General features: G+C 62.5%; 19 protein-coding genes. 7 read left to right on the top strand and 12 right to left on the bottom strand.

What is annotated here, in order from left to right; all coding sequences use genetic code 11:
• Window positions 1-40: 40 nt before the first annotated feature.
• From MU846_RS00485 to leuC, 8 genes are all read right to left on the bottom strand, one after another.
• A complete protein-coding gene (locus MU846_RS00485) occupies window positions 41-697 on the bottom strand; it encodes a phosphoribosylanthranilate isomerase (RefSeq protein WP_371738513.1) in 657 nt (218 codons plus the stop codon).
• Window positions 698-863: 166 nt separating this feature from the next.
• Window positions 864-1,673 (bottom strand): tRNA pseudouridine(38-40) synthase TruA, encoded by an 810-nt coding sequence (truA, locus tag MU846_RS00480; protein ID WP_246947157.1) that lies wholly within the window; start codon window positions 1,671-1,673, stop codon window positions 864-866.
• A gap of 92 nt (window positions 1,674-1,765) precedes the next feature.
• Complete coding sequence (locus tag MU846_RS00475; RefSeq protein ID WP_246947156.1) at window positions 1,766-4,804, bottom strand: motility hub landmark protein FimV; 3,039 nt, start codon at window positions 4,802-4,804, stop codon at window positions 1,766-1,768.
• Between the two features lie 162 nt (window positions 4,805-4,966).
• Window positions 4,967-5,986: an aspartate-semialdehyde dehydrogenase gene (locus tag MU846_RS00470; RefSeq protein ID WP_246947155.1), complete on the bottom strand. Its 1,020-nt coding sequence runs from the start codon at window positions 5,984-5,986 to the stop codon at window positions 4,967-4,969.
• Window positions 5,987-6,006: 20 nt separating this feature from the next.
• A complete protein-coding gene (asd, locus tag MU846_RS00465; protein WP_246947154.1) occupies window positions 6,007-7,122 on the bottom strand; it encodes an aspartate-semialdehyde dehydrogenase in 1,116 nt (371 codons plus the stop codon).
• A gap of 90 nt (window positions 7,123-7,212) precedes the next feature.
• The gene (leuB, locus tag MU846_RS00460; protein WP_246947152.1) at window positions 7,213-8,286 is read right to left on the bottom strand and encodes a 3-isopropylmalate dehydrogenase; all 1,074 of its coding nucleotides are present in this window, start codon (window positions 8,284-8,286) and stop codon (window positions 7,213-7,215) included.
• A gap of 62 nt (window positions 8,287-8,348) precedes the next feature.
• Window positions 8,349-8,990: a 3-isopropylmalate dehydratase small subunit gene (leuD, locus tag MU846_RS00455; RefSeq protein ID WP_246947151.1), complete on the bottom strand. Its 642-nt coding sequence runs from the start codon at window positions 8,988-8,990 to the stop codon at window positions 8,349-8,351.
• 14 nt (window positions 8,991-9,004) lie between these two features.
• Complete coding sequence (gene leuC, locus MU846_RS00450) at window positions 9,005-10,414, bottom strand: 3-isopropylmalate dehydratase large subunit (protein WP_246948242.1); 1,410 nt, start codon at window positions 10,412-10,414, stop codon at window positions 9,005-9,007.
• Window positions 10,415-10,637: 223 nt separating this feature from the next.
• Here leuC and MU846_RS00445 point away from each other — a divergent pair, with 223 nt between their 5' ends.
• The 4 genes from MU846_RS00445 (at window position 10,638) to MU846_RS00430 (ending at window position 14,926) form a co-directional block, all read left to right on the top strand.
• Window positions 10,638-11,507 carry a LysR family transcriptional regulator gene (locus tag MU846_RS00445; protein WP_246948240.1) on the top strand — a complete coding sequence of 290 codons (870 nt, stop codon included), beginning with the start codon at window positions 10,638-10,640 and terminating at the stop codon, window positions 11,505-11,507.
• Between the two features lie 137 nt (window positions 11,508-11,644).
• The gene (gene fghA / locus MU846_RS00440) at window positions 11,645-12,517 is read left to right on the top strand and encodes an S-formylglutathione hydrolase (protein WP_306799166.1); all 873 of its coding nucleotides are present in this window, start codon (window positions 11,645-11,647) and stop codon (window positions 12,515-12,517) included.
• Complete coding sequence (locus MU846_RS00435; RefSeq protein WP_246947150.1) at window positions 12,514-13,695, top strand: phospholipase D-like domain-containing protein; 1,182 nt, start codon at window positions 12,514-12,516, stop codon at window positions 13,693-13,695. Before fghA ends, MU846_RS00435 begins: the two co-directional genes overlap by 4 nt.
• A gap of 10 nt (window positions 13,696-13,705) precedes the next feature.
• Window positions 13,706-14,926, top strand: a complete 1,221-nt coding sequence (locus tag MU846_RS00430; protein WP_246947149.1) for a phospholipase D-like domain-containing protein — start codon at window positions 13,706-13,708, stop codon at window positions 14,924-14,926.
• A gap of 39 nt (window positions 14,927-14,965) precedes the next feature.
• Here MU846_RS00430 and MU846_RS00425 read toward each other — a convergent pair whose 3' ends face one another.
• The 3 genes from MU846_RS00425 to prmB all read right to left on the bottom strand — a co-directional run bounded on the left by MU846_RS00425 (window position 14,966) and on the right by prmB (window position 18,320).
• Window positions 14,966-16,138 (bottom strand): MFS transporter, encoded by a 1,173-nt coding sequence (locus MU846_RS00425; protein WP_246948236.1) that lies wholly within the window; start codon window positions 16,136-16,138, stop codon window positions 14,966-14,968.
• A 66-nt stretch (window positions 16,139-16,204) separates the two neighbouring features.
• Window positions 16,205-17,305, bottom strand: a complete 1,101-nt coding sequence (gene aroC, locus MU846_RS00420; RefSeq protein ID WP_246947147.1) for a chorismate synthase — start codon at window positions 17,303-17,305, stop codon at window positions 16,205-16,207.
• 70 nt (window positions 17,306-17,375) lie between these two features.
• On the bottom strand, window positions 17,376-18,320 hold the full coding sequence (gene prmB, locus MU846_RS00415; protein WP_246947144.1) for a 50S ribosomal protein L3 N(5)-glutamine methyltransferase: 945 nt from the start codon (window positions 18,318-18,320) through the stop codon (window positions 17,376-17,378).
• 158 nt (window positions 18,321-18,478) lie between these two features.
• Between prmB and MU846_RS00410 the strand changes: the two genes are divergently transcribed.
• On the top strand, window positions 18,479-18,931 hold the full coding sequence (locus MU846_RS00410; RefSeq protein ID WP_246947142.1) for an EVE domain-containing protein: 453 nt from the start codon (window positions 18,479-18,481) through the stop codon (window positions 18,929-18,931).
• Between the two features lie 26 nt (window positions 18,932-18,957).
• Here the strand turns inward: MU846_RS00410 and MU846_RS00405 are convergent, their stop codons facing one another.
• A complete protein-coding gene (locus tag MU846_RS00405; RefSeq protein ID WP_246947140.1) occupies window positions 18,958-19,485 on the bottom strand; it encodes a GNAT family N-acetyltransferase in 528 nt (175 codons plus the stop codon).
• Window positions 19,486-19,641: 156 nt separating this feature from the next.
• Between MU846_RS00405 and MU846_RS00400 the strand changes: the two genes are divergently transcribed.
• Together MU846_RS00400 and MU846_RS00395 are read left to right on the top strand one after the other, a co-directional pair.
• Window positions 19,642-20,922, top strand: a complete 1,281-nt coding sequence (locus tag MU846_RS00400; protein WP_246947138.1) for a dicarboxylate/amino acid:cation symporter — start codon at window positions 19,642-19,644, stop codon at window positions 20,920-20,922.
• Window positions 20,923-20,944: 22 nt separating this feature from the next.
• A complete protein-coding gene (locus MU846_RS00395; protein WP_246947136.1) occupies window positions 20,945-21,751 on the top strand; it encodes an SDR family NAD(P)-dependent oxidoreductase in 807 nt (268 codons plus the stop codon).
• Window positions 21,752-21,754: the final 3 nt, after the last annotated feature.

The raw sequence follows: 21,754 nt of genomic DNA, 5'->3' as shown, positions 1-21,754 counted from the left end.
CAATGTTGGGCGCCGCTGTGGCGACGCCGGCCGAGCGCGTTCAGCAATGCCGCGCTACCTGTTCGATCAGTGCCGCCATGGCGGCGGCAGATTTTATGCGTGGCTGCCGGGCACCCTGTGCATCCTGTGCCTCCACACCACCGCTGACATCCACCGCCCAGGGCTGTACCTGGCGCACCGCTTCCGCCACGTTATCCGGCGACAGCCCGCCGGCCAGCACTACCGGCAATGGCAATGCCGCCGGAATTCGCGACCAGTCGAAGCGCTCGCCTGTGCCACCGGGCACGCCCGGCACATAGGCATCCAGCAGCAACGCACGTGCACCGTGAAAACGCGCCGCCTCGGCGGCCACATCAATGCCTTCACGCATGCGTAGCGCTTTCATCCAGGGGCGGCCGAAGCCGGCACAGTCTTCTGGCGATTCGTCACCGTGAAACTGCAACAGATCCAGCGGCACCTGAGATAACACGCTGCTGATCTGTGCCGCCGGCGCATCCACAAACAAGCCGGTGACGGTCACAAATGGCGGCAGTGCTGCACAAATTGCCTGCGCTTGCGCCACTGTCACGCAACGGGGGCTGGGGCCGTAGAACACCAGCCCGATGGCATCGGCACCCGCCATCGCAGCGGCGCGGCCATCCTCGGGACGAGTGATACCACAGATCTTCACGCGGGTGCGCAACGACGGTCTCCTGATACGGGAAGCGTGATCTTGCAAGGCCCGGCGGCACCCTCTCGCAAGGCGCGGGCAGCCATAGGGCATCAATGTCAGACATGCGCGCTCATGCTAGCAAAAAACGGTTTGGCGTGCAGGATTACCACACGCCGGGCGCAATCATTTCAGCGCCCGCTTCCACCCCGATTCAACGCCAGGCTGACAGATCATCAGGCAACCACTGCGGCCCGAAGGGCTCTTGCGGCAAGCCGTGGCTTTCGGCATAGCGCACACCGACCATGTAAAGGCCGTATGGCGGTGCCGTCACGCCACCCAGACGGCGATCACGGGCAGCAAGCACCTCTCCGGCCCAGCCAGGCTCGGCCTTGCCGGCACCGATGGCCATCAGCACCCCGGCGATGTTACGCACCATGTGCATCAGAAAGGCGTTCGCTTCCGCTTCGATGACGATCAGGCGCCCCCGCTGAAACACTTCCAGATAATGCAGCGTCTTGACCGGTGATTTCGCCTGGCAATGCACACCCCGGTAGGAGGTGAAATCGTGGGTGCCCCGCAGGGCCGGCAACGCCTCTCGCATGCGTGCCACATCCAGGGGCCGATAATTCCAGGTCAACTGGCGGTTATACAGGCCGGGGCGGATCGAATGGTTGTAGATCACATAACGATAACGGCGTGCGATAGCACCGAAGCGGGCATGGAAATCCTTCTTCACCGGCTTTGCCCAGCGAATCGCGATATCCGCGGGCAGCGCACTGTTGGCGCCATACACCCAGCCTCGCTCGCTGCGCTCGGCATTGGTATCGAAATGAATGACCTGGCCAAGCGCATGCACGCCGGTATCCGTGCGCCCGGCACACGCGACCGAAACAGCGTGATCGGCCACCTGCGACAGCGCCCGCTCCACTTCCGCCTGGACGGTGGCAACCCCCGCCTGCTGCGCCTGCCAGCCGTGGTAATGGCTGCCATCGTATTCCACGCCCAGGGCGATTCGTGTCATAGCTGCGCTACTCTGTTCAGCGGTGACTGAAATGCCAGGGGCGGCACCGATACCGGCGCCGCCCCTGTGTTGGTACAACTTGCCACAGCACATCAGCCCACCTGGCTGAGCAACTCCTGTGCTTCGGCCTGCTGCTGCTCGCTGCCTTCTGCAAGCACCTCGGTGAGAATATCGCGGGCACCTTCGGTGTCGCCCATGTCGATATAGGCGCGGGCAAGATCAAGCTTGGTCGCATTTTCGTCGGTTTCACCGAGAAAGTCGAAATCGTCATCATCACCCAGCCCGGCTTCGTCGGGCAGTGCCACGGCGGGTGCCGCCTGCGTGCTGCTGGATATCGCCGGCGCGACTGCCGGTGCGCTGTCATCCAGCGTCAGATCGTTGCTCAGGCTGAGCGTGTCATCCAAATGCTCGCCATCGCGGCTATCATCACCAGCACCTTTGTTTTCGAGGCTTGCATTATCCAGGCTGTCACCAACAAGGCCTTCGCTGTCGAGGCTGGCTTCCTCAAAGCCCAGATCATCAAGGCTCAGTTCTTCATCCAGTGTCAGTTCCAGCGTGTCGTCTGCCGCCTCGGCGGTCGCAGCCGGCTCATCATCAAATGCCAGCTCACCCAGCGACAATTCGATGCTTTCTGCCTCGCTGTCCTCCACGTCGCCGCCAACAGAGATGCCATCGCTATCGCCACTCAGGCTCAGCTCACCGAAATCCAGGCTGCCATCATCGTCCAAGGTGCCCAGCTCGGCATCCAGATCCAGCACCGGTTGGCTGCTCAGGCCAGCCGACAGCTCTTCATCTGACAGCCCGCCGTCCTCGACAAGACCATCATCCTGAAGGCTGTAGTCATTTTTGGCAGGGGCCGGGGTGTCGTCGAGCGAGAACGAGAAATCATCCGTCTCATCCTCCAGTTCGGTCCCCTGCTCTTCAACTTCCGGCAGCTCCAGCTCGAAATCCGCCAGTTCATCATCGCCCAGCGTCAGCGGCTCACCCTCGTCTGCAAGCCCTGCAGCGGTGAAATCCAGCGCGCCGTGCTCGTCATCTGCCGTGGTGCCTGGCTGATTGCCCGATGCACTCGGCGTTGCCGGGCCGGTATCGCTGAGATCCATGGCCAGATCATCAAAGCTGATATCTTCTTCTGCCGCATCAGGCGCTGTATTACGTGCGCGCAGCTCGGCAATATGCTGATCCAGCTCGTCGTTCAACCCGGCAAGCTTGGTCGCCTCCTGCTGGAACCCGGCCGTGTCATTGCTCTCCGCCAGCACATCCAGCAGACGTTTTTTCAGATCGATGCGCGACGGCTCGGTATTGATCGCGCTGCGCAGGTAGCTCAACGCCTGCGGATACTGACCATAGGCGATGAAGACATCGGCCTGCTCAAGCGGGTCTTGCTCCGGCTCTGCCGGCTCATCCATCAACGGTGCGTCATCGTCATCGGCACCCAGGGCGGGCAGGAAATCATCATCGTCGCCGAAATCTTCTTCCGCGAAAGCCGCCGCGTCGAGATCAGCCTCATCCGCCACCGCTGCGGCCTTGTTGCGGCGTGCGCGGATTGCCAACAGGATCAGCAGCAACAACAGCAGCCCCAGACCGCCCAGCAGCAATGGATTGCCGAGCAGTTGTTCCAGCAACGCAGGCTGCGGCGGAATCACTGGTTGTGGCGCGGGCCGGGCCGAACGCGCTGTTTCGGTCACGCTTTCGGTAGCATCTGCATCCGCATCGGTGCCGCCTGCCGCGGTGCCCGGTGCGGTGGTGGCTGTGACGGCATCGCCCGAGGTGCTGCCTGCGGCGGCCTCGGCAGCACCATCATTGTCGGCGGTTTCGGCAGGTGCCTGATCAAATCCTTCAAGTGCCGGTGCCGGGGCCAGCAGGTCCGCGCTAACAGACACGCCACGCTCTTCTTGCAGCCGGCGCAGTTCGTCCTGCAGGCGAGTAATCTGGTCATTGCGCAGCGTCAGTATCTGCTCGCTGGTTTGCAGTTGCTGTTCCAGTTCATCCAGGCGGGCGCCCAGGTCGGCGTTTTCGCGGCGCAGCTGGTCAAGCCCCTCGTCGCGGATCGCCAGCTCATTTTGCAGCGCAGCGGTATTGCCGCTGGCCGAACCGCCGGCGCGGCCAGCAGCGCTGCTGCCCGCACCACTGCCTTCGCCAGACGCCGCATCCGGCGTTACCAGCGTCACGCGGCCAGCATCGGGTGCAGCACCAGCGGTGCCGCGCTCGATTGTGCGTGGCGTACCATCCAGCTGACGCTGGGCCGGCACGGCCAGGCCCTGCGCCTGTAACATGTCGCGCCACTGGCGGTTTTGCTCCGCCACACGCGACAAGGCCTCGCGGGTGGAAATCTCTCGTACTTCCTGCTCGCCCGGCAGTTCCAGCACCGCGCCTTCGCGCACCAGATTGAGATTGCCATTGATGAAGGCATCCGGGTTCATTTCCTGGATCACGATCATCATCTGCTGCACGGAAACACTGCTGTCGGGCCGGCTTTCCGAGGCAATTCGCCACAAGGTGTCCTGCGCCCGCACGGTGCGGGTGCGGCGCGGGCCGGCCGGACGGCTGGCCTGCCGGGCAGGGCCGCTGGCAGCGGGCGCGGAGGGGCGTGGGGTTGCTGCTGTAGTAGCACCACTTTCAGAGACGGGCGGCGCAGACGCCATCGGTGCGGGCGCCGCGGCGGCGCTGGCCTGGCTGCTGCCAGGTGCGGAAACAGTTGGCGAACGGAAACCGGCTGCGTAGCTGGGCGGGTCCAGCAGCACCGTGTATTCGCGCAACAACCGGCCAGCCGGCCAGTGATAATCCACCAGGAAACTCAGAAACGGTTCGCGCACCGGCTGCCGGGTGCTGATGGTCAAGATGCCCGTGCCATCGCCGCGCAGCTCCACGTTGAAACGCAGGTCACCATGCAGCGCCTCGCGATCGAGCCCGGCGCGCTGGTAGTCGGTATCGCTGGCGAGGCTGACACGAAGCTGCTCCTCTGTCAGATCGCCCATGTCCGACAGTGACACTTGCAGATCGAGGGGCTCGTTAAGATAAGAATGGAGCTCGTGCTCCCCCACCGCCAAGGCTGTAGCAAGGCCCGGCATGGCCAGTGCCCAGGTGGTAATGACAATCCCCATTCCTCTCAACATGAGTCTTCGCACCATGTCTGAATCCCGCATTATTTATTATGGCTCCTGCCGCACCCGGCTGCCGTGAAGGCACTCTGACAGCACAGCGGAAGACAACTCCCCACCCATCAGGCTCCGATTCTGCCGCAAAACCCTATCAGGAACCTAGAATCTATGTCACATAATGCCAGTAAGTATTCATCCCAGATGGTCTTTTATCAATAACTGTGCAATTTGTACACAGTTGAGCGCCGCCCCTTTGCGCAGGTTATCAGTGACCAGCGAAAGGTTCAGGCCATGCTCTCGTGACAAGTCGCGCCGCAAGCGGCTGACCCAGACGTGATCATCACCGATGGCATCCGGGATGGCGCTGGCGTAGCCCCGGGCTTCCTCGGCCTGCATCAGTGCGGGCACCTGCGCCAGTAACGATGCGGCCTCGCCAACATCCAGCGGGTGCACGGTTTCCAGCTGTACGGTCAAAGCGGTGCCAAAAAACACTGGCAAGCGCATGGCGCTGGCATTGATGCGCAATGCGGGATCACCAAGCAGACGCAGCGTTTCCAGCACCAGGCACAGCTCGGCACGCGAAGCACCACTGGTCAGCAAGTCACCGACCAACGGCAAGGTATTGAAGGCGATCTGCCGGCCGTAAAGCCCCGGCTCCACGCCCTGCCCATTCATCAGCCGGGCAGTCTGCCGGGCCAACTCATCAACCCCTTCACGGCCGGAGGCCGATACTGGCTCACACAGCGTGACATTGATGTGTTGCAGCCCGGCGACATCCAGCAGCGGCTTGAGCGCCAGTGCCAGCTGGATAGCACCGGGCGACGGGCTGGCAATAATGCCCCGCTCCCGGTAATCCGCCAGCATTTCCGGATTGACCTCGGGCACGATCAGGGGCACTTCGTGGTCTGCCACAAAAGCACCACTGCAATCGATTACCGTGGTGCCCGCCTCTGCTGCCTGCGGCGCGAACTCGGCCGCCACGGCTTCCGGCACAGCGAAAAATGCGATCTGAACTTCCGAAAAATCGAAGCCGGCCAGTGGGCGCACGGCAATGTGCCGGCCACCTACACTCAATCGCTTGCCGGCGGATTCTTCGGTCGCCAGCAATACCACCTGCCCCAACGGCAGGGGCGCATCGCCAAGCAGCTCCACCAAGGCGCCACCGACCAGGCCGGTGGCGCCTACAACCGCAATATCAAACTGGTTTTGCATTAAGTCCCTTAGGGTGCGTGTCAGGATTCGAGCAGGATACGCAACATGCGACGTAGCGGCTCGGCCGCGCCCCACAGCAGCTGATCACCGACAGTGAAGGCGTTGAGATACTGCGGGCCCATGTTCAGCTTGCGCAGACGGCCTACAGGAATAGCCAGTGTGCCGGTCACTGCGGTGGGTGTCAGCTCGCGCAGGGTCTGCTCACGCTCGTTGGGAATCACTTTCACCCAATCGTTGGCGCCAGCGATGATATCGCTGATCTCATCCAGCGGCACGTCCCGCGTCAGTTTCAGTGTCAGCGCCTGGCTGTGACTGCGCATCGCACCGATACGCACACAGGTGCCATCCAGCGGCACCGGATTGCTGCTGCTACCCAGAATCTTGTTGGTTTCCGCTTGCGCTTTCCACTCTTCCCGGCTCTGGCCGTTGTCCAGCTGGCGGTCGATCCAGGGCAGCAACGAGCCGGCCAGTGCATGGCCGAAATTGTCCTTCGGCAGTGCATCGCCGCGCATGGTGTCGGCCACCACCCGGTCAATATCCAGAATGGCACTGCGCGGGTCGGCCAGCAGCTCTGCCACATCGGCGTGCAACTTGCCCATTTGCGCCAGCAGCTCTCGCATATTCTGCGCGCCGGCACCGGAGGCGGCCTGATAGGTCTGGGCGCTGGCCCACTCCACCAGGCCGGCATTGAACAGCCCGCCGACCGCCATCAGCATCAGGCTGACAGTGCAATTGCCACCGACGAAATCCTTCACGCCCTTGTGCAAGGCTTCATCAATGACCCGCCGGTTGACGGGGTCCAGCACGATCACCGCATCGTCGTTCATACGCAACGCCGAGGCCGCATCGATCCAGTGGCCATTCCAGCCGGCCGCACGCAGCTTGGGGTACACCTCATTGGTGTAATCCCCGCCCTGGCAGGTGACGATGACATCCAGCGTTTTCAGCTCATCGATCGCGGTTGCGTCTTTCAGTGCAGGAATATCCTTGCCCACATCCGGGCCCGCCTGACCAACTTGTGAGGTGGTGAAAAAGACCGGCTCGATATCCTGAAAATCATTTTCCGCACGCATGCGCTCCATCAGCACAGAGCCCACCATGCCGCGCCAGCCAACAAAACCGACTCGCTTGCTCATTGTGATTCTCCCGTTTGAGGCTGCGTCCGCGTGATTGCCATCGCAGCGTCAACGCCCGCTCGTGCGGGCTTCAATCTGTTCGGCGCGCCGTCAGGCACGCAGGGCCGCGGCTACGGCATCACCCATTTCTGCGGTGCCGACCTTGCGGCAGCCGTCGGTGTAGATGTCCGCCGTGCGCAGGCCGTCTTCCAGCACTTTTTCCACCGCCTGCTCGATCGCTGTGGCGATATCGCCGCGATCCAGGCTGTAACGCAGCAGCATCGCCAGCGACAAGATAGTCGCCAGCGGGTTGGCAATGCCCTGCCCGGCGATATCCGGCGCCGAGCCGTGGCACGGCTCGTACAGCCCTTTGCGTTGCTCATCCAGTGACGCCGACGGCAGCATGCCGATGGAGCCGGTGAGCATCGCAGCCTCATCGGACAGGATGTCGCCGAACAGGTTGCCTGTCACCAGCACATCGAATTGCTTCGGTGCCCGCACCAGCTGCATTGCGGCGTTATCCACGTACATATGCGACAGCTCGACCTGCGGATACTCGCTCGCCATATCGGTGACGATTTCTTTCCACAGCTCGGTCACTTCCAGCACGTTGGCTTTATCCACGGAACACAGCCGCTTGCCCCGTGCCATGGCCAGCTCGAAGGCAACCCGTGCAATACGGCGAATTTCACTTTCGCTGTACACATCGGTATTGAAACCGACGCGCTCGCCGCTCTCTTCGCGAATGCCGCGCGGCTGGCCAAAATAAATGCCGCCGGTCAGCTCGCGCACGATCAGGATATCCAGCCCGCTGACCACTTCCGGCTTCAGACTCGAAGCATCAGCCAGTTGCGGGAACAGGATGGCCGGCCGTAAATTCGCGAACAGACCGAGCGACGAACGCAACCGCAGCAAGCCGCGCTCGGGCCGCTTGTCACGCTCGATATTGTCCCATTTCGGGCCACCGATGCTGCCGAACAGAATAGCGTCGGCAGCACGCGCCTTGGCCAGTGATTCTTCGGGCAGGGGATCACCGCTGGCATCGTAGGCAGCCCCGCCAACCAGCGCTTCATCTGTCTCGATCTCCAGCCCGAAGCGGGCCTTGGCCACATCCAGCACCTTGATTGCTTCAGCCACAATTTCAGGGCCGATACCATCGCCGGCCATGATCAGAATTTTTTTCACGCTCTCTTGCTCCATCTTTCTTTACAGGCTGAGAAAGCCGGGCGCACCCGGCTTGAGACAGATCACTGCACAAACACCCACGGCTCGCTCTGCTGGCGCTTGCTTTCGTAGGCACGAATCGCATCGGCGTCCTGCAAGGTCAGACCGATGTCGTCCAGGCCGTTGAGCAGGCAATGCTTGCGAAACGCATCCACCTCGAAGGGAATTTTCACGCCGTCCGGCCGCGCCACTACCTGCTCGTTCAGATCAATCGTGAGCTGATAACCTTGCTGGGCCTCGACCTGCTGAAACAGCGTCTCGATCTCTTCTTCCGGCAACACGATCGGCAACATACCGTTCTTGAAGCAGTTGTTGAAAAAGATATCGGCAAAGCTCGGCGCCAGAATGGTGCGGAACCCATAATCCTGTAGTGCCCAGGGCGCGTGCTCCCGGCTTGAGCCACAACCGAAGTTGCGCCGCGTGAGCAACACGCTGGCACCTTCATAACGCGGTTGGTTGAGCACGAATTCCGTGTTCAACGGCCGCTGGCTATTGTCCTGCCCCGGCTGCCCTTCATCCAGGTAGCGCCACTCATCAAACAGGTTCGGCCCGAAGCCGGTGCGCTTGATGGATTTCAGAAACTGCTTGGGAATAATCTGGTCGGTGTCCACATTCGCCCGATCAAGCGGCGCCACCAGGCCAGTATGCGTTACAAACTTTTCCATATTGGTGTCCTCGCTCAGAGCTGACGAATATCGACAAAGTGGCCGGCCACTGCTGCCGCCGCTGCCATCGCCGGGCTGACCAGGTGCGTGCGGCCGCCGTTGCCCTGCCGGCCCTCGAAATTACGGTTCGAGGTGGAGGCGCAATGCTCGCCTGGTTGCAGGCGATCCGGGTTCATCGCCAGGCACATGGAGCAACCCGGCTCGCGCCATTCGAAGCCGGCTTCGATGAAAATCTTGTCCAGCCCCTCCTCTTCAGCCTGCTGTTTGACCAGCCCCGATCCGGGCACCACCAGTACCTGCTTGACGGAATCCGCCTTGCGTTTGCCGCGAGCAATCTCCGCTGCGGCACGCAAATCCTCGATGCGCGAGTTGGTGCAGGAGCCGATAAACACGCGATCCACCTTGATATCGCTGATCTTCATGCCCGGCGTGAGGCCCATGTATTCGTAGGCCCGCTCCATCCCGGCACGTTTCACCGCATCATCTTCACGGGCCGGATCAGGCAGGGTGGCATCCACCGGCAACACCATCTCCGGCGAGGTGCCCCAGGACACCTGCGGCTGAATATCGGCGGCATCGATCTCTACCACGGCATCAAAGTGCGCGCCGTCATCCGACACCAGCGTGCGCCAGTATTCCACTGCTGCCTCCCACTGCGCACCGGTGGGCGCAAACGGACGGCCCTTGCAGTAATCGATGGTCTTCTCATCCACCGCTACCATGCCCGCACGCGCGCCGGCCTCGATGGACATATTGCACACCGTCATGCGACCTTCGATCGACAACGAGCGGATCGCGCTGCCGGCAAACTCGATGGCGTAGCCAGTGCCGCCGGCCGTGCCGATCACACCGATGATATGCAGCACCACATCTTTCGCCGTTACACCAGGGCCAAGCTCGCCTTCGACGCGAATCTGCATGTTCTTCATTTTTTTCGCCACCAGGCACTGCGTGGCCAGCACATGCTCCACTTCGCTGGTGCCGATGCCGTGCGCCAGGCAGCCGAGTGCACCGTTGGTGGAGGTATGGGAATCACCACACACCACGGTCATGCCCGGCAGCACCGCTCCCTGCTCCGGCGCCATCACATGCACAATGCCCTGCCGTACGTCACCGATGCCGAATTCGCGGATGCCAAATGCGCGCGTATTGTCCTGCAACGTCTGCACCTGAATGCGCGAGGTTTCGTCTTCGATGTCGGCGGCGCTCCGGAACGGCGTGGTCGGCACGTTGTGATCCAGCGTGGCGAAATTGGCGCCCACCCGCCACGGTGTGCGGCCGGCCAGACGCAGCCCTTCGAAAGCCTGCGGCGAGGTCACTTCGTGAATAATCTGCCGGTCAATGTAGATCAGGGCGGAACCATCATCACGTTCAGTGACGAGGTGCGCATCCCAGAGTTTGTCGTAAAGCGTCTTGGCCACCATCGGTGCTCTCATCGGTGCTCTCCCCTGTGACTACGGGCCCGGAAACGACACGGGCATGATCGCGAGCCATTTTAGGAGCTTGCCATCTATAAATCCAATTCATATTATTTATCCGAATGATTCCAGCCAGGAATGAGTGAGAGTGCGTGGCGCTCGCCTGGACGTGCTCGCCGGGGCACGGCGAGCCATCGTCACGCCAAGCTACACGGGATGCCCGGATATTATGGATACCAACAGCCTGCAAGCCTTTCTCGCCGTGACCGAAGCCGGCAGCTTTTCGGCCGCCGCAGAACGGCTGTTTCTGACGCAACCTGCGATCAGCAAGCGCATGGCGCAGCTCGAAGAGCAATTGGGCGCCCGGTTGTTCGACCGCATCGGCCGGCAGGTGCAATTGACCGAGGCCGGGCGCGCCTTGCTGCCACGGGCACGGGCGATCCTGCGCGACATGGACGACACGGTGCGCGCCATCAGCAATCTCTCTGGCGAGGTCGGCGGCACGCTGCGCATCGGCACCAGCCACCATATCGGCCTGCATCGCCTGCCGCCGGTATTACGACAGTTTTCACGCCGCTATCCGCAAGTGCAGCTGGATATTGATTTCATTGACTCCGAAGAAGCCTGGGACGGGGTGTTGCACGGCAACCTGGAGCTGGGTGTGGTAACCTTGCCACCCGAGCCGGATATCCGTGTCACTACAGAGGTGATCTGGAATGATCCACTGGTCTTCATGGCTGCGCCGGAACATCCGCTCGCCAGTGAGCCGGTGGTGACACTGGAAATGCTCACTCACTACAGCGCCATCCTGCCCTCGCCCGTCACCTTTACCCGACGTATTGTCGAGGGGCTGTTCGACCACCATCGGCTGGCGTTGAATATATCCATGTCCACCAACTACCTGGAAACCATCCATATGATGGTGTCCATCGGTCTGGGCTGGAGTGTACTGCCTGCCACCATGCTCGACGGCGCGGTACTGGCTTTGCCGGTACCCACCCGGCTGCCGGAGCGGCAATTGGGTTATGTGGCCCACCCGGCGCGCAGCCTGTCCAACGCCGGTCGGCACTTTCTGGAGGTGCTGAAAGCACATGCATGAGGCGCTGAAAGCACGTCCATGAAGCGCGGTAGCACATGGCCAGGCAGATGTAATGATTGAATAAAAGTTGGCCTGCGTCCCTCGACACTCGAAGGGACGCTTGCCATGCTCGAAGTCGTCAATGGAGGGGATCAGCAATGACCACAGAAACCCTGGAGCTTGTTGCCAGGCAGCGCAGTTTCGGCGGCTGGCAAAGCCGCTACAAGCACCGTTCGGAGGTGCTCAACTGCGACATGATTTTCGCCATCTACCTACCCCCGCAAGCGGAAAAAGGCCCGGTGCCGGTGCTCTGGTGGCTCTCCGGGCTCACTTGCAACGATGAAAACTTTGTCACCAAAGCGGGGGCGCAGCGGCTGGCCGCACGCCTGGGCATGGCCATCGTGTGCCCGGATACCAGCCCCCGTGGTACAGATCTGCCGGGCGAGCACGAGAGCTATGATTTCGGCTCCGGCGCCGGCTTTTATGTCAACGCCACCGAAGCACCCTGGGCGTCGCATTACCGCATGTATGACTATGTTGTCAGCGAACTGCCGGCGCTGGTGCGCGAGCACTTCCCGGTCAGCGAGCGCGAGGCCATCAGCGGCCATTCCATGGGCGGCCACGGCGCGCTGGTCTGCGCACTGAAAAACCCTGGCCGTTACGATTCCGTGTCGGCGTTTGCACCGATCGTCAATCCGGCTGATTGTGATTGGGGCATCAAGGCCTTTACCGGCTATCTGGGTGAAGACCGCAGTGCCTGGCTGGCCTGGGATACCTGCGCATTGGTGGCAGAGGGCAAATCGCGGCAACCGCTGCTGGTCGATCAGGGCCTGGCGGACAACTTTCTCGACAGTCAGCTCCATCCCGAGCGGCTGGAGAAGGTCTGTGCCGAACACGATCACCCGCTCCAGCTGCGCCGCCACGAGCATTACGATCACAGCTACTTCTTCATCGCCAGCCTGATCGACGATCACCTGCGCTATCATGCCCGCCACCTGGGCCTGGCCGGCGAGGCGCAGCAACCGGCATGAGCCGCCACGCTCCGCCCGCGCGGTTGAGCTGGCCCTGGCGCGAATCCTGCGCTGCCAGCCTCTACGTGGGCGGAGACGTGTTTCTCGAAGCAATCACCACCGCCCTCACCCAGGCTCGCAAGAGCATCGTCATCGAGCTTTATCTGTGCAGCAGCGGCACTCTGTTCGAGGAATGGCTCGGCGTGCTGGCGCAAGCTGTAGCCCGTGGCGTGCAGGTGCGCGTGTTGCTCGATGACGTCGGCAGCCATCAGCTTGCGAAAGAAGATCGCCAGCGCCTGGCGGACAGCGGCGTCGCCCTGCGCTGGTTCAATCCACTACGCTTTGGCCACCCGGTCAATGCGTTGATCCGCGATCATCGCAAGCTGATCATCATCGACGCCGAGCAAGCCTGGACCGGCGGCATGGGGCTGGATGACAACTACTCGGCCCGCCTCTGCGGCGACGACGCCTGGCGTGATCTCATGGTGCGCTGCGAGGGCGCGATCGTGGCCGACTGGCTGGCATTGTTCGAGCAGGCCTGGGCGCTGGCTGGCGAAGGCAGCATCAGCGGCGCACTGCGCTGGCGCCTGCACTGGCATGTGCGCCATACCGATGACAGCCCCACCGAAAACGAATGCGTGCGCCTGATCGCTGCCCGAGGCGGCCAGCACAACCCGCTGATGCGCACCCTGGTGCGTCGTATCCGGCAGGCGCGTCATGAAATCTGGCTGTGCACGCCGTATTTTCTGCCGCCGCGCAGCTTGCATCGGGCTCTCAAGCAGGCCGCCCGGCGTGGCGTGCGTGTGCACCTGCTGGTCAGCGGCCCCTGTACCGATCACCAGATTATTCGCTTTGCCGGCCAGTATCTTTATAGCAGGCTGCTGCGCGCCGGAGTGCATATCCATGAATTCCAGGCGTGCTTCATTCACCTGAAAGCGGCCCGCGTAGATAACTGGTGCACGCTCGGCTCGTTCAATTACGACCGCTGGAACAGCAGCTGGAATCTGGAGGCCAACGCCGAGTGGCAGCACAGTGACTTATGCCGGAAGCTGGATGGCTTGCGCCAGCAACTTGAGCAGGAATCCCACCACATTCAGTCTGACAGCTGGCGCCAGCGAGGCAGCCTGGCGCGCTTGCGGGAAAGCCTGATGTTCTGGGTCGGCACGCGGCTGGTCAGGTTATTGCACGCGCTACGCTGAGGTAGCAGCCGTGACCGCCCGCCACCGGCCCCTGCCCCCCAGCCAGCTCACCTGGCCCTGGCGCGAGAGCTGCCACCTTCGGCTGCAAGCCGGCGGGATGCGCTTTCTGCCAGCCATTCGCACCGCCATGCAGAGTGCGCGCCACAGCATTGCTATCGAGCTTTACCTGGCCGCCTCCGGCGCACTCTTTGATGAATGGTTGCGCGTGCTCGGTGAACGCGTCGCTGCCGGCGTACAGGTACGCATGCTGCTGGATGCAATCGGCTGCGATGAGCTGCGCAGCGAGGATTGGCAACGCCTGGACATGGCCGGCATCGAAGTACGGCGTTTCAACCCGCTGCAATGGCGCCACCCGCTGTCGGCGTTGGTGCGCGATCACCGCAAACTGGTGCTGGTGGACGGCGAGCGCGCCTGGGTCGGCGGCTTCTGCCTCAATGACGAGAGCGATCCGCGTATCGCCGGAGATCAGGCGTGGTTTGACGGCATGGTGGCCTGCCGTGGCCCGGTCGTGGATGACTTCACCGAGTTATTCGAGCAATCCTGGGCGCTGGCCGGCCTCGGCCCGATCAGTGACGCGATGCGCTGGCGGCTCCACCGCCATACTGTTCCGCCGCTGCCCGCCACCGAGCAGCCGCAGGGCTGGGCCAGGGTGCAGGCAGCGCGCGGCGGGCGCAACAATCCGATGCTGCGCACGCTGGTGCACCATGTGCTGCGTGCCGAGCGGGAGGTATGGTTGTGCACGCCCTATTTTCTGCCGCCCCGCTCGCTTCACAAAGCATTGCTGCTGGCCGCCCGCCGGGGTGTGGATGTGCGCTTGACCGTGCCCGGTGCAAGCACCGATCACGCCGTGCTACGGCACGCCGCGCAACATTTATATCAGCGGTTGCTGCATGCCGGCGTTTGCATTGAAGAATACCAGCCGCGTTTTCTGCATCTCAAAGCAGCACGTGTGGATCACTGGTGCACATTGGGCTCGTTCAACTACGACCGCTGGAACAGCAGCTGGAACCTGGAGGCCAATATCGAAATCATTGATCTGGATTTCTGCCGCCAGCTTCATGGGCTGCAAGCGCGGCTCTCGGGCGACAGCCAGCGCATCGATCCCGAACGCTGGCGCCGCCGCCAACGCTGGCGGCGATGGCGCGAACAGTTCTGGTACTGGTTCGGCACCCGCCTGATCTATCAGCTGCGAGCGCTGCGGCGCCTGGCGCTGCCACGCCGCAAGGACTAAACCGGAACGGGCCTTGCTCAGGGCGTATATTCAGGGGGCTTACGTTTCAAGAGGCTCGCGCTCAACCGACGCTCGCTGCGCCGCAGGCTCACGCAAGCCACACCATGCCAGTACGGCGGCCAGCAACGCGGCAGCCGCCGCCAGCAAAAAGCTCACCCCGCCAAGCTCATCCCAATGCAGCCCGGCCAGTGTCGCGCCCACTGCCCAGCCGGCGCCGAACCCGAGGCTGGAATAAAGCGCCTGCCCCTGCCCCGCCTGGCCACCTCGAAAGCTGCGATGCAGCCAGGCCATCGCGGCCGCATGGAAACTGCCGAAGCTGGCCGCATGCAGCAGCTGCGCCAGCACCAGCGCAGGCAGATACTCTGCCAGTGTGCCGATCATCAGCCAGCGCAGCGCAGCCAGCAGCAAACTGGCCCGGATCAGCGCCACCAGCGAGAAGCGCGCCAGCAACCGATGCATCAGCAGAAACACGCCGACTTCGGCCACCACACCCCAGGCCCACAGCTGCCCTGCAAGCGCACGGCTGAAACCCATGTCCACCAGATGAATCGTGTAGAAGGTGTAATAAGGCCCGTGCGACGCCTGCATCAGAAAAGCGCACAGAAAGAAGATCGGCACCCCCGGCCGGCGCAGCACGGCCAGCAGCGGCTCGCGCTGCGTGGCGGCCTGCGCAGCGGATTGATCCGGCACGCTCAAGGTGCACAACCAGATGGCCCACAGCAGCCCCAGCAATACCCAGGGCACCAGCGACACCGGCGCGCTGTCGAGCACGCGGCCCAGCACCACCACGGTGACGATAAAGCCCACCGAGCCCCACAGCCGCACCAGGCCGTAACGGTCGCTGTGGCGCCCCAGCGCGCTGAGGGTGATGACTTCAAATTGCGCCAGTACCGCATTCCAGAAAAAACTGAACGCCACCAGCACAGCGAACATGCGCCAGAACGTATCCGCGAAGAACACGCCCGTGAACAGCAGCGCAGCAAGCAGATTGCCGGCGCGAATAATGCGCAGCCGCTGCCCGGTCGCGTCCGCCAGCCAGCCCCACAGATTCGGTGCGCCGATCTTGGTGATCTGCGGCAGAGCCATCAGCAAGCCGATTTCAGCCGCCGAGAAGCCGCCTTCCTTGAGGTACAGGCTCCAGTAAGGCACCAGCACGCCAAGCAACGCGAAATAGCAGAGGTAAAACCCGGAGAGGCGCCAGTAATAAGGCATGTCATTCACGGCAGTGCGCCTGCAAGCAATACGGCAGCCAGCCGGCGCAGGCGCGCCGGCCCGTGTTTATTCCTGGCCAGCGGGCACTGGCGTCAGCGCCGGGGGTGCCTCGCCGCACTGGCCGCGCTGGCGCAGATAATGATCCATCAGCACCAGCGCCAGCATTGCTTCGGCAATCGGCGTGGCGCGCACGCCCACGCAAGGATCATGGCGGCCCTTGGTGACCACGTCCGTCGGCACGCCGTCAATATCGATGGAGCGCCCCGGAATCAGAATACTGGAGGTCGGTTTCAACGCCATCGACACGCGCACGGTCTGCCCGCTGGAAATGCCGCCCAGCACACCGCCCGCCTGATTGCTCAGAAAACCGTCCGGTGTGATTTCATCGCGGTGCTGTTCGCCGCGCTGTTCCACTACCGCAAAGCCGTCACCGATCTCTACCGCTTTCACCGCGTTGATGCTCATCATCGCCTTGGCAAGATCCGCATCCAGGCGGTCAAACACCGGCTCGCCCCAGCCGGCCGGTACGCCTTCGGCAAACACCGTCACCCGTGCGCCGATGGAAGAGCCTTGCTTGCGCAGCGTATTGATCAGGCTTTCCAGTGCCGGCACCTGCGCCGCATCAGGAAAGAAAAACGGGTTGTCGTTGACACTGCTCCAGTCGAACTGCTGTGCGCGAACATCACCGATCTGCACTACACCACCGTAAATTTTCACGCCTAGCCGCTCGGCCAGAAACTTGCGAGCGATGGCCCCGGCGGCAACCCGCATGGCAGTCTCGCGGGCAGACGAACGGCCGCCACCACGATAGTCGCGCACGCCATATTTTTGCGTGTAGCTGTAGTCCGCATGGCCCGGCCGGAAAGTGCGAGCAATATCGGAGTAATCCTTCGATTTCTGATCGGTGTTTTCGATCAGCAGGCCGATCGGGCAGCCCGTGGTGCGCCCTTCAAACACGCCGGAGAGTATTTTCACCTGATCCGGTTCGCGGCGCTGGGTGGTGTAGCGGCTGGTGCCCGGCTTGCGCCGATCCAGCTCGCCTTGCAGATCGGCTTCACTCAGCTCAAGCCCCGGTGGGCAGCCATCGACAATGGCACCCAGTGCCGGGCCGTGGCTCTCACCAAAGGTGGTAATGCGAAACAGTTCGCCAAAGCTGTTGCCTGCCATAATATTCCGTATCCGTCTGTCAGTGCGCGCTGTGGTGCTGCCACAGGATCGCAAGGTAAAATCTGTTCCGTTATTGTACCGGCGTTTGCGCGCTGAAGCTGTGCCGATGCGCAAGCAGCTGTTCCCGCGTCAACATGAACACGCCATGCCCGCCGCGCTCGAATTCAAACCAGAAGAACGGTACTTCCGGCCAGATATTGAGCATGGTTTCCCAGCTGTTGCCGACTTCGACAATCAGGATGCCCTGCTCGCTGAGGTGATCAGGCGCATCACGCAACAGGCGCCGGGTAAAATCCAGTCCGTCGGCACCAGACGCCAGCGCCAGCACCGGCTCATGCCGATACTCGTCAGGCAGGCTGGCCATGTCAGCGGCGTCCACATAAGGCGGGTTTGAAATAATCAGATCATATTGGCCTTTCGCCGCCGCCAGCCCATCGCCCTGCCGGGCACGTACCTGCTGCTCCACCCCGTGACGCTCGATATTGTCGCGGCAAACCGCCAGCGCCTCTTCGCAGATATCCGTGGCATCAATCTCTGCCTGGGGCAAGGCAAACGCGGTGGCAATCGCAATGCAGCCACTGCCGGTGCACAGATCCAGCACCCGGCTTACCTGCTCCGGCACCAGCCAGGGCTCGAAGCGTTGCTCGATCAACTCGGCCAGGGGCGAGCGCGGCACCAGCACGCGCTCATCCACCTTGAATTCCAGGCCGCAAAACCAGGCGCGGCCGGTCAGGTAGGCCGCCGGCCGCCGCTCATTCACGCGTTGCACCATCAGCGTGACAAAGCGTTCGATCTCCGCCGGCAGCAAGCGTGCATCCAGCAGGCGCGGATCGGAGTCCCATGGCAGCGCCAGCACATGCAGCAGCAGGCCGAGCACTTCGTCGCCGTAATCGTCGGTGCCGTGGCCCAGAAACACCTCGCCGCGCCGCAGTGCCGATTCCCCCCAGCGCAGGCAATCACGCACGGTGGCCAGCACCTGGCTGGCCTGCTGTTGTTCCTCTGCGCAGATAGTCATCGTCTGGTCGCCGGTCAGGATAAATCAAGGTGTGTGAGAACGCGCCGGTGATTGCAAAACCGGCGCGCGCAAGCGTAACACAAACCACTCGCCGTGACGCCACGCAGCCCGGCGCCATTGCGTTATCATGGGCTCTCCTCACCGTCGGAGAAACCCCCATGCCTCGCTGGCTGTTCAAGACCGAGCCTGATGCCTACAGCATCGATGACCTCAAGCGCGACGGCCAGACCCCCTGGGAAGGCATTCGCAATTACCAGGCCCGCAACCGGCTGCGCGACGAGGTCAGGAAAGGCGACAAGGTGTTCATCTACCATTCCAGCTGCAAGGTGCCGGCGATTGTCGGCCTGGCCCAGATAAGCCGTGAAGCGTACCCGGACCCGACCCAGTTCGATCCAGAGTCACCCTACCATGACCCGCGCAGCCCGGCTGACGCGCCACGCTGGCTGCGAGTGGACCTGCGCTACCTGCGGCACTTTCCACACCCTGTGCCGCTCAGCGCCATCAAGGCAGACCCGGCGCTGAGTGATATGGAACTGATCAACCGCAGCCGCCTGTCCATTCAGAAAGTCGAGCCGGCCGCCGCGCGCCATTTGCTGTCACAACTGGAATAGCAGGCGCCCCCCCCGCACTGCAACCGTCAGCGGGACAGCGCCAGCCCCGGGCGACACAGGGCAAACAGGAAGTCATCCATCACAAAGCCGTTACCAATCTCGGCACAGTCTTCGCCAACCTTCACAAAGCCAGCCCGCTCATACGCAACGATGGCCCGCTTATTATGCCGGTTCACGCGCAGATCAAGGCGATCAGCCCCCAACTGCCACGCGCAGGCCGCCGCCTGCTGCAACATCCACTGGCCCCAGCCACGGCCATGACAGGCCGGGCTCAGATAAAGCTTGTCCAGCCATGCCTGCGCCCGGTGCTCGGCATCCAGCCGGACACTGAAATACCCGCACAGTGCTGCATCGGCCTGCACACCGCCGTAGTACACACCGGCCGCCATTTCCTCCTGCAAGCGCACCGTCGAATACATTTCCGCCAACATGAAACGGATCTGCTCGTCGCTGATCAGGCCCGGATAATGCGCCCACCAGATATCGGCAGCGAGCTGCTGCAAGGCGGGAATCATATTTTCATCAAGGCGCACCAGTGCGGGTGCCTGCTGCATCGTTACGCTCCTGTCACACCCTGCCGGGCGTTATCGCCGGTTGCGGGGGGCGCTACGGTCTGCCTATGCTTACCCCGCCTGTTTTAACATCGCAGGACACCGTGGTAGCGCCCCGCGCCTGCGAGAATTCGAAAAATACAGCACAGGGAGCAGTGGGTGAAACTGCACAACCAGATATTCATCAGTATGGCCGTCGCTGCGCTCTTCGGTGCGTTCACCACGCTCGAAAGCCAGATTTTCGGCGTGCCAGTCATCGCTGTCTACGACACCATCGGCCAGTTATTCATCAACGGCCTGCAAATGATCGTGGTGCCGCTGATCACCAGCGCCATGATCAGCAGCCTGACCAATCTGGGCGAAGGCCGGGATCTCGGCCGTCTGGGTGGCAAATCCGTCGCTTACTATATGACCACCAGCCTGATCGCGATCCTGATCGGGGTGGCGGTGGCCAATACCTTCACGCCAGGGGTTATCAACGGCGAGCCCGCCGGTGATCGTCTCGGTCTGGCGGATAATACCGCCGAAGTGCTGGCGCGCATCGAAGGCCGGGGAGCTGGTGATTTTGCCGGCGTCATCCTGCAATTGCTTCCCGCCAACCTGCTTGAAGCCGCCGTCAAAGGGCAGCTACTTGGCCTGATCGTTTTTTCGCTGTTGTTCGGCTACTTCCTGCGGCAGGTGCCGGGTAACTCCGGGCAGGCGCTGCGTGACGCCATCGACGGCCTGTATCAGACCATGATCAAACTGACCATGTTCATCATTCGCTTCACACCGATTGGCGTGTTCGGCCTGATCGCCGCGACGGTAACCCGCACTGGCCTGGCGGCAATCCAGCCGCTGTTATGGTTTTTTCTGTGCGTGCTGTTGGCTCTGCTGCTCCACTCCGCTGTGGCCCTTACGTTATTGGTGCGGGTGCTCGCCAAGCGGTCGCCGCTACGGTTGGCGCGGGCCATGGCGCCGGCGCTATTGACAGCATTTTCCACCGCCAGCTCCGCTGCTGCGCTGCCGCTGAACATGCAAAGCATTCGCCACCGTGCGGGGGTCTCCAAGCGTACTACCTCGTTCGTGCTACCGTTGGGCTGCACCATCAACATGGACGGCACCGCCTTGTACGAGTGCATGGTGGTGCTGTTCATCGCACAGGCATACGGCCTTGAGCTCAGTTTCGGTATGCAATTCATGATCGTCTTTACTGCCCTGCTCACCTCGATTGGCGTGGCCAGCATTCCCGCTGCCAGCCTGGTGGCCATTACACTGATCCTCGGTATCGTCGGCCTGCCTGCGCAGGCCATCGGCTTGGTATTGGTGACCGACCGTTTGCTGGATATGTGCCGGACCGCTGTCAACGTCTGGAGCGACGGCGTGGCAGCGGTGCTGATTGCCCGCAGCGAAGGGGAACAGGATGTGCTGATGCGCGAGCCCGAAGCCGCCAACACCTAAATTTGCCTACAGGACGCTGTGAATGAGCCACCCTGCGCCAAGCATTCTGATTACCGGCGGCGCCTCCGGCCTGGGCCGCGCTCTGGCGGAAGCCGCAGCCAAGCGCGGCTACCGCGTCGCCATTGCCGACACCCATTCGGTGCGCTGCGAAGAAGTCTGCCGCATGCTCGCAGACTTGCAGGTCGAACACTTGCATCTGGCCTGCGATGTGCGCCGCGATGGCGACGTGCGTCAGGCGGTGGATCGTGTGGTGCGCCGCTGGGGCGAGCTGGATGTGCTGGTGAGCAATGCCGGCATCGCCAGCGCCGGCCTGTTCGAGACACTGGCCGAGGGCGATTGGCAAGCACAGATCGACACCAACCTGCTGGGCACGGTGCGCGCCTGCCGCGCCGCCGTCTCCGCCATGAAGCGTCAGGGCAAGGGCCATATTATCAATATTGCCGCCATGACCGCGCTGGCGCCTGCACCTGGCATGAGCAGTTACAGCGCCACGCAAGCCGCCATCGTGGCGCTATCGGAGAGCCTGCACAGCGAGCTGGCGCCGCTGGGGATTCGTGTCTCCGTAGCCTGCCCGTCGTTTTTTCGCTCCAACCTCACCGAATCGCTGCGCTCGCCCGACCCGGTCAGCCGTGTGCGTTTTGAACACTTGCTCGATCAGCACGGCTACACCGCAGGAGAAGTGGCAGCGCGGATTTTTCGCGGCATCGACGCGGGTGACTTTCTGATCTTGCCGCAACCCGGCCTGAAACACCTCTGGCGCCGCAAGCGCTGGCGGCCACGCCATGCCCTGCGCGCCATGCTGCCGCTGGCAGAAAAAATACGGCGGTAGGTT

Origin of the sequence: Alcanivorax quisquiliarum, assembly GCF_023051175.1 — a bacterium.
Taxonomy (GTDB): Bacteria; Pseudomonadota; Gammaproteobacteria; order Pseudomonadales; family Alcanivoracaceae; genus Isoalcanivorax; species Isoalcanivorax quisquiliarum.
The sequence above is the reverse complement of the archived record's forward strand: the minus strand, read 5'-3'. Positions and strand labels throughout refer to the sequence as shown.